The sequence below is a fragment of the Microbacterium martis genome, assembly GCF_047246685.1.
In the GTDB taxonomy this organism is placed as follows: domain Bacteria; phylum Actinomycetota; class Actinomycetes; order Actinomycetales; family Microbacteriaceae; genus Microbacterium.
Genome location: NZ_JBFOKT010000002.1, coordinates 791,362 through 798,367, shown reverse-complemented (window position 1 = coordinate 798,367; position 7,006 = coordinate 791,362). Strand labels below are relative to the sequence as shown.

Below are 7,006 nucleotides of genomic sequence, written 5' to 3'. Positions count from 1 at the left end.
GCATCCGTGATTCCGACCTGCAAGTGAACCCGTCGCCCCTCGCCGACACCCACCCACCCATTCGACCTGGTCCGTCGCTCGGCCGGTCCATCCGTCGGCCGGTCCATCCGCCGGCCGGTCCATCCGCCGGCCGGTCCATCCGTCGGTCGGTCCATCCGTCGGCCGGTCCATCCGCCGGCCGGTCCATCCGTCGGTCGAAAACACACCTGCAGGACGAAACCCGCCGAATCGACCTGCATCCGTGATTCCGACCTGCAAGTGAACCCGTCGCCCCTCGCCGACACCCACCCACCCATTCGACCTGGTCCGTCGGTCGGTCGGTTCATCCGTCGGCCGGTCCATCCGTCGGCCGGTCCGTCGGTCGGTCCATCCGTCGGTCGAGAACACACTTGCAGGTCGAAACCCGCCGAATCGACCTGCATCCGTGATTCCGACCTGCAGGTTGCCCGCCTACGTCCATCGCATGAAACCGGATGCCGAGCCCCCGGATGCCGAGCCCCCGGATGCCGAGCCCCCGGACGCCGTCCCGGACGCCGCCGCCGGATGCCGAACCGGATGCGCACTCTTCCGCCGGGCGGCCGGGCACGGCATCCTGGACGGATGCCTCTGTCCGCGAGCGAGCTGCATCGGCGCGGTGTCGAAGCCGCCAACGCGCGGCGGTTCACGCAGGCGCGGCGCGCGCTCGACACGGCGGCCGCCCGCACCGACGACCCCGATCTGCGTGCCCGCATCGACGGCACCTGCGCCTATGTGCTGGCGCAGGTGGGCGAACCGGGTGAGGCCGAGCAGCTCTGCCGCGCCGCCCTGCGACGGCCGGGGCTGAACGACGAGACCGTCGCCCTGGTCAGCGGGCAGCTCGGCACCCTGCTGATGCAGGGCGGGCGGCTCGACGAGGCCGAGACGACGCTGAGCCGGGCGATCGACGCACTCACGGCTCAGGGCGCCGAGACGACCGAGCTCGCGAACTGCCTGATGAACCGGTCGGTGGTGCGGATGCAGCGGCACGAGCTGCGCGCCGGCGCCGACGATCTGCGGCGCGCGATCGCGGTCTACGAGACGACCGGGGATGAGAGCTCGCTGGCGGAGGCCAGGCACAACCTCGGATATGCGGCGCTGCTCGACGGCGACCTCGTCACGGCGCTCACGCTCATGACGCGCTCCCGCGCGACCCTCGCCGCCACGAGCGATCTCGCCGCCGCCATCAGCGACCTCGACCGTGCCGAGGTGCTGCGCGACGCCGGACTGACCACCGAGGCCGAGGAGCTGCTCTCCCGCGCGGCACGGGCGTTCGGTGCGCAGCGGATGCGGCAGGCGCGCGCCGAGGCGGAGTTCCACCTCGCGCGGTCGCTGCTGCGTCACGATCCTGCCGCCGCCGAGCGGGCCGCGCGCGCGGCCGCACGACGCTTCGCCGCGCTGCGCAATCACGCGTGGGCGGCGCGGGCCGACGCGGTGCGCCTCGAGGCTCACCAGCGCGTGCGACCGACGCACCCGGTGGAGCCCGCGGAATACATCCGCATCGCGAAGGCGCTCGAGCGCAGCGGCTTCCGCACCGAGGCCACCGCGCTGCGGCTCAGCGCGCGGCGAGACGGCGGTGGACGGATGCCGCGCATCGACCCGGCATCCCCCACTCCGCTTCGGCTGCGCGCGCACGAGGTGCGGGCCGCACGGGCGGTCGGCAGGGGCCGCGATCGCGACGCCCTGCGCGCCGCGGCCGACGGACTCGACCTGCTCACCGCGTGGCAGCAGTCGTTCGGCGCCCTCGACCTTCAGGCCTCGGTCGCGATGCACGGCAGCGATCTGATGTTCATCGGCCTCGCCGCGGCCGCCCGACTGCACGACCCCGCCGTGCTGTTCGAATGGTCGGAGCGAGCCCGCCACCTCAGCCAGCAGGTCGCCCCGGTGCGTCCGCCGCACGACGACGCGCTCGCGGACGATCTCGCCGAGCTGCGGATGCTGCGCGCAGATCTGGCCGGTCAGGACTGGACGACGGATGCGCGAGTGCAGCGGCTCCGCGACCGCGTGCGCGAGCGGCAGTGGGCGGCGACGGGGTCAGGCGGAGCGCGACATCGGCGGGGGCTGGACGACGCGACGGCCGCGCTCGCGGACGACACCGCACTGCTCTCGTACGTCTTCACCGGCAGCGACCTGCACGCTGTCGTCTTGACCGACACGGGGGCGGGCATCGTCGACCTGGCCTGGCCGGCGGTGCGCTCGGCGCTCGACGGGCTCCGGGCCGACCTCGACATGGCGGCTCTCACCCGGGGAGGACGGATGGGGGCCGTGACCGAGCGCACGCTGGCGGCGCGACTGCGCCTGCTCGACGCCGGGCTCGTGATGCCGGTGCGCACGGCGGCTCCGCGCGCGCGGAAGCTGGTGATCACGGTCCCCGGCGTGCTCGGCGGGGTGCCCTGGGCGATGCTGCCCGGCCTGTCGGGCATGCCGTTCACTTTGGCGACCTCGGCGTCGCGCTGGCTGGCGGTGAACGACTTGTCCGGAACGCGTTCTGCAGCGCCGGAAGGCGGCGTGTCGGTGCGGGTGGGCTTCGCGACAGGCCCGCGCGTGCCGCGGGCGAGCGAGGAGGTGCGGGCGGCGGCAGCGGCCTGGCGGCCCGACCCCCACACCGACACCACCGACCCGGAGGCCGACCCCGGCGCCCGCATCGTCACCGGCCCCGCCCGGATTCTCGAAGGCTCCGACGCGACGGTCGCCGCCGTCACCGGCCTCGCGGCCGACGTCGACCTCCTGCACATCGCCGCGCACGGCCGGCACGCCGTCGACAACCCCCTCTTCTCGGGCTTCGAGCTGGCCGACGGCACCCTGTTCGGCTACGACGTCGATCTGATCCCGCAGGTGCCGGCGACCGTCGTCCTGTCGGCGTGCGAACTCGGGCGTTCCTCGGTGCGCTGGGGCGAGGAGGCGCTGGGCATGACGAGGGTCTGGCTGCACGCGGGGGCCGACTGCGTCATCGCGGCGCCGGTGGCCGTGCCCGACGACATCGCCTGCGAACTGCTCAGCGCGGTGCACGCCGGCCTGGCGCGCGGCGAGGCCCCGGTGGTCGCGCTGGCGTCGGCCGCCGAATCGACGGGTCTGCGCGCGCCGTTCCACTGCCACGGGAACGGGTTCTGACGAGTTTCTCCATTCGATGTATCAGAGTGGGCCCCCGTCGCTCCTGTCTTTCAGAAGGTGCCAGGCGAAGGGTCTCGGGAACCGGGATGCGAGGAGGCGCCGTCGACGGGGAACATCCGCGCGCTGGGGAGCGCGGATCACGACACGACACCATCTGCTCCGAGGGTGTCGCGGCTGGGGGGCCGCGGCATCCTCGCAGGGCCTCGGCGATCTGGGGACGCCGGGGCCTTCCGGTGCGCCCGACCCCCACCGGCCGTCCGGCGATCAGCACCCCGGCCGTCCGGCGATCAGCACATCCCCGTCAGGCGGTCAGCACCTCGTGGCCGGCGTCGCGCAGGGCGGCGATCGCGTCGGGATCGGCCCCGGAGTCGGTGATCACCGTGGGAAAGAGCTCGACGCCCCCGACCGTCGCGAAGGCCGCCACCCCGAGCTTGCTGCCGTCGGTGACGACGACGGCGCGTCGCGAGCGTTCGGCCATCATGCGGTTCACGGCGGCCTCGCGCTCGTCCTGCGTCGTGGCCCCGGCGGCGGCATCCATGCCGTTCACACCGATGAAGGCGATGTCGAGACGCACGCCGCGCAGCAGCTGCTCGACGAACGGGCCGACCAGCTCGTAGCTGCGCGAGTGGATCACCCCGCCGGTCACGACGACCTTGATGTCGGGCCGCGTGGCCAGCTGGCCGGCGATGTTCACGGCGTTCGTGACGACCGTGATCCCGCCGTCGGCGGCGAGGTCGTCGCGGGCGGCCAGCGCGGCGGCGATCGCGGTCGTGGTCGTGCCTCCCGAGAGTCCGACCACCATTCCCGGTGCGACGAGCGCGGCCGCGACCTGCGCGATGCTCTCCTTCTCGTGCGTGCGCAGATGGCTCTTGTACCGGATCGGCAGCTCGTAGGCCACGGTCTGCGCGACCGCGCCGCCGTGGGTGCGGGTGAGCAGGCGCTGCTCGGCGAGGCTGTCGAGATCGCGTCGGGTCGTGGCCGCTGAGGCCCCGAACAGCGCGACGAGCTCGTCGATGGTGACCTCTCCGGTCTCGGCGAGCCGGTCGAGGATCGCGTTCAGCCGCGCCGCTCGTTTCATCCCGCCACCGCGTCGGCGCTCGCGAGGGCGAACAGGCGCAGCATCCGCGCGGCCTCGTCGGCCAGCGCATCGCGCGCGGGAGCGAGGTACTTGCGGGAGTCGACCAGTCGCTGGTCGGCATCGAGCCTCGCCCGCACGGCGCGCGTGAAGAAGCCGTTCAGATGCGTCGAGACGTTGATCTTCGTCATGCCGGCCCGCACGGCGTCGGCGATGACCGCGTCGGCGACCCCCGACGACCCGTGCAGCACGAGCGGCACCGGAAGGGCCTCGTGCAGGCGGGCGATGAGGTCGAGGTCGAGCGACGCGGTGCGGTCGGTCATCGCGTGCGACGAGCCCACCGCCACGGCGAGCGCGTCGACACCGGTGGCGGCGACGAAGGCCCGAGCCTCGTCGGGGTCGGTGCGGACGCCGGGCGCGTGCGCGCCGTCCTTCCCGCCGACCTCGCCCAGCTCGCCCTCGACGTAGACGCCTGACCGGTGGGCGCGGGCGGCGACCTCGGCCGTGAGGGCGACGTTCTCGTCGTAGGGCAGGGCGCCGCCGTCGAACATCACCGACCCGAACCCCAGCGAGACGGCCTCGTCGACCAGTTCGGGTCGCTCGGCGTGGTCGAGGTGCACGGCGACCGGCGTCTGCGCACGCCGGGCGAGCGCGAGCGTGGCCAGCGCGACGGGCTCGAGTCCGCCGTGGTAGTCGGCGCAGTTCTGCGAGATCTGCAGGATGACGGGCAGCTGGGCGAGTTCGGAGGCGCGCACGAGCCCTTCGGCGGTCTCGAGATGGATCACGTTGAACGCGCCGATGCCGGTGCCGGTGGCGGATGCGGCGGCGACGAGTTCGCGGGCGGAGACGAGGGTCACGGGGGTCCTTTCAGGACGAAGCGGGCCGGAAGGAGTCGGGATCGGGGCGCGAGACGCGCAGCTGCTGTTCGAGGTCGGTCCATCGGGGGGAGATGTCTCCGGCGAGCGGCATGAGCACGGCCGCCGCCGACCAGGCCGTCGCGCGGCGGAGGATCCGCTCGGGATCGCGCACGCCCTCCGCATACAGCACGGCGCAGGCGGCGACTCCCGCGTCGCCGGCCCCGGTGGGGTTGCCGGCGAGCGGCTGATCGAGCCGGGCGTGCAGGAGATCGGATGCCGTGACCGCGAGCATCCCGTCGGCGCCGAGCGACAGCAGGACCAGCTCGGTGCCGCGGGAGATCAGAGAGCGTGCGCCCTCGACGGGGTCGAGGATGCCGGTGGCGTCGGTGAGTTCGGCCGCGTTGGGCTTGAGCACGGTGGCGCCGGCATCCGCCGCCTGCAGCAGAGCGGCCCCCGATGTGTCGGCGATGACGGGCACTCCCGCGTCGGCGCCGACGCCGATGAGCAGGGGCAGCAGTGTGTCGGGCGCACCGGGGGGCAGGCTGCCCGACACCACGAGCACGCGTGCGGCGGGAAGCCGATCGACCACCTCGGCGAGCAGTGCCGCCCACTCGGCGTCGGCGGGGTTGACGCCGCGCTCATTGATGATCGTCGTGTCGCCGAGCGTCTCGTCGACCACGGCGATGCTGCGGCGGGTCTCGGCGGCCACCGGCACCAGGGCGTGCGGCACGCGGCTCGCGCGCAGCTCGGCGGCGAGCTCCTCGCCGACGCGCCCGCCGGCGGTGGTGATCGCGACGACCTCTGCGCCGGCGGCGTGGGCGACGCGGGCGACGTTGAGGCCTTTGCCGCCGGCTCGGGCGGCTCCGGTGTCGGCGCGATGGGTTCCGCCCTCGATGAGTCGGTCGACCCGCCAGGTCAGGTCGAGCGCCGGGTTCGGGGTGATGGTGAGGATCATGCGAGCCCCCTCGCGCGGAGCGCTGCGCCCATCAGTCCCGCGTTGCCTGAGAGCTCGGCGGGAACCAGGACGGGAAGGCGGTGAAAGCTGAGGCGGGCGGCCAGGCGGGTGCGGAGCTCGTCGAAGAGCGCGCCGCCCGCGCGCGACAGTCCCCCGCCGATGACGACGGCCTGCGGGGCGACGACCGCGGTGAGCTGCGCCAGCGACAGGGCCAGGGCGTCGAGCGCGGAGTTCCAGATGTCGGCGGCGACCGGGTCGCCGGCGGCCGCTCGGGCGATGACGTCTTTCGCTCCGTCGGGGGCGACTCCTGTCGCATCGCGGTAGCGCCGCGCGATGGCCCCGGCGGAGGCGACGGCCTCGAGGCAGCCGCGCGCCCCGCACGGGCAGATCGGACCGTCGGCGATGGGCGAGTGGCCGATCTCACCGGCGTAGCCCCCTGCCGTGTACGGCGCGCCGCCGACGAGGATGGCACCCGCGATGCCCGTGCCGATCACCAGCACGACCGCGTCGGCGTAGTCGCGAGCACCGCCGAGCCGGCGCTCGGCCCAGCTGGCCGCGCGCACGTCATGATCGAACGCCACCGGCAGCCCGAGGCGCTTCGCGGCGAGCTCGCGCAACGGCGCGTCGTGCCAGCCGAGGTTGCTGGCGAAGACGCCGAGCCCGGCATCCGGATCGACGATCCCCGGCACCACGAGGCCGGCCGCCTGCGGCACGACGTCGGGATGCGCCGCCCGGAGCTCGGCCGCGAGCGAATCGAGACGGTCGAGCACCACCGAGGTACGGTCGCCGTCGGCGACCGGGGTCGGCGTCCGGCGCAGTCCGAGCGCCGTGCCGCGCTCGTCGAACAGGGCCGACTTGATGTCGGTGCCCCCCACGTCGAACGCGAGCACGGCCGCTCCGGCGCCGAGCATCGGCGGGGAGGCCGGCGTTCCGCCCGCCGTGCCGCGCCCGCCGTCGGCGACGGATGCCGCGTCAGATCCGGTCATCGTCGGC

Annotated in this window: 5 protein-coding genes; 1 reads left to right on the top strand and 4 read right to left on the bottom strand. The window is 74.0% G+C overall.

Annotation, left to right across the window (positions count from 1 at the left end):
- Window positions 1-600: 600 nt before the first annotated feature.
- Window positions 601-3,126 (top strand): CHAT domain-containing protein, encoded by a 2,526-nt coding sequence (locus AB3M90_RS11760; RefSeq protein ID WP_412952148.1) that lies wholly within the window; start codon window positions 601-603, stop codon window positions 3,124-3,126.
- Between the two features lie 301 nt (window positions 3,127-3,427).
- Here the strand turns inward: AB3M90_RS11760 and AB3M90_RS11755 are convergent, their stop codons facing one another.
- Genes AB3M90_RS11755 through AB3M90_RS11740 form a run of 4 tightly spaced genes read right to left on the bottom strand, consistent with a single transcriptional unit; the run spans window position 3,428 to window position 6,999 of the window.
- The gene (locus AB3M90_RS11755; RefSeq protein ID WP_412952146.1) at window positions 3,428-4,204 is read right to left on the bottom strand and encodes a DeoR/GlpR family DNA-binding transcription regulator; all 777 of its coding nucleotides are present in this window, start codon (window positions 4,202-4,204) and stop codon (window positions 3,428-3,430) included.
- Entirely contained in the window at window positions 4,201-5,058 is an 858-nt protein-coding gene (locus AB3M90_RS11750; RefSeq protein ID WP_412952144.1) for a class II fructose-bisphosphate aldolase, read from the bottom strand. Before AB3M90_RS11750 ends, AB3M90_RS11755 begins: the two co-directional genes overlap by 4 nt.
- A 10-nt stretch (window positions 5,059-5,068) precedes the next feature.
- Window positions 5,069-6,013 carry a 1-phosphofructokinase family hexose kinase gene (locus tag AB3M90_RS11745; protein ID WP_412952142.1) on the bottom strand — a complete coding sequence of 315 codons (945 nt, stop codon included), beginning with the start codon at window positions 6,011-6,013 and terminating at the stop codon, window positions 5,069-5,071.
- On the bottom strand, window positions 6,010-6,999 hold the full coding sequence (locus AB3M90_RS11740; RefSeq protein WP_412952140.1) for an ROK family protein: 990 nt from the start codon (window positions 6,997-6,999) through the stop codon (window positions 6,010-6,012). The genes AB3M90_RS11745 and AB3M90_RS11740 overlap by 4 nt, the downstream gene beginning before the upstream one ends.
- Window positions 7,000-7,006: the final 7 nt, after the last annotated feature.

Coding starts and splice junctions, on each gene's coding strand:
- AB3M90_RS11760 (WP_412952148.1), top strand. CDS start 601: ATGCCTCTGTCCGCGAGCGAGCTGCATCGGCGCGGTGTCGAAGCCGCC.
- AB3M90_RS11755 (WP_412952146.1), bottom strand. CDS start 4,204: ATGAAACGAGCGGCGCGGCTGAACGCGATCCTCGACCGGCTCGCCGAG.
- AB3M90_RS11745 (WP_412952142.1), bottom strand. CDS start 6,013: ATGATCCTCACCATCACCCCGAACCCGGCGCTCGACCTGACCTGGCGG.
- AB3M90_RS11740 (WP_412952140.1), bottom strand. CDS start 6,999: ATGACCGGATCTGACGCGGCATCCGTCGCCGACGGCGGGCGCGGCACG.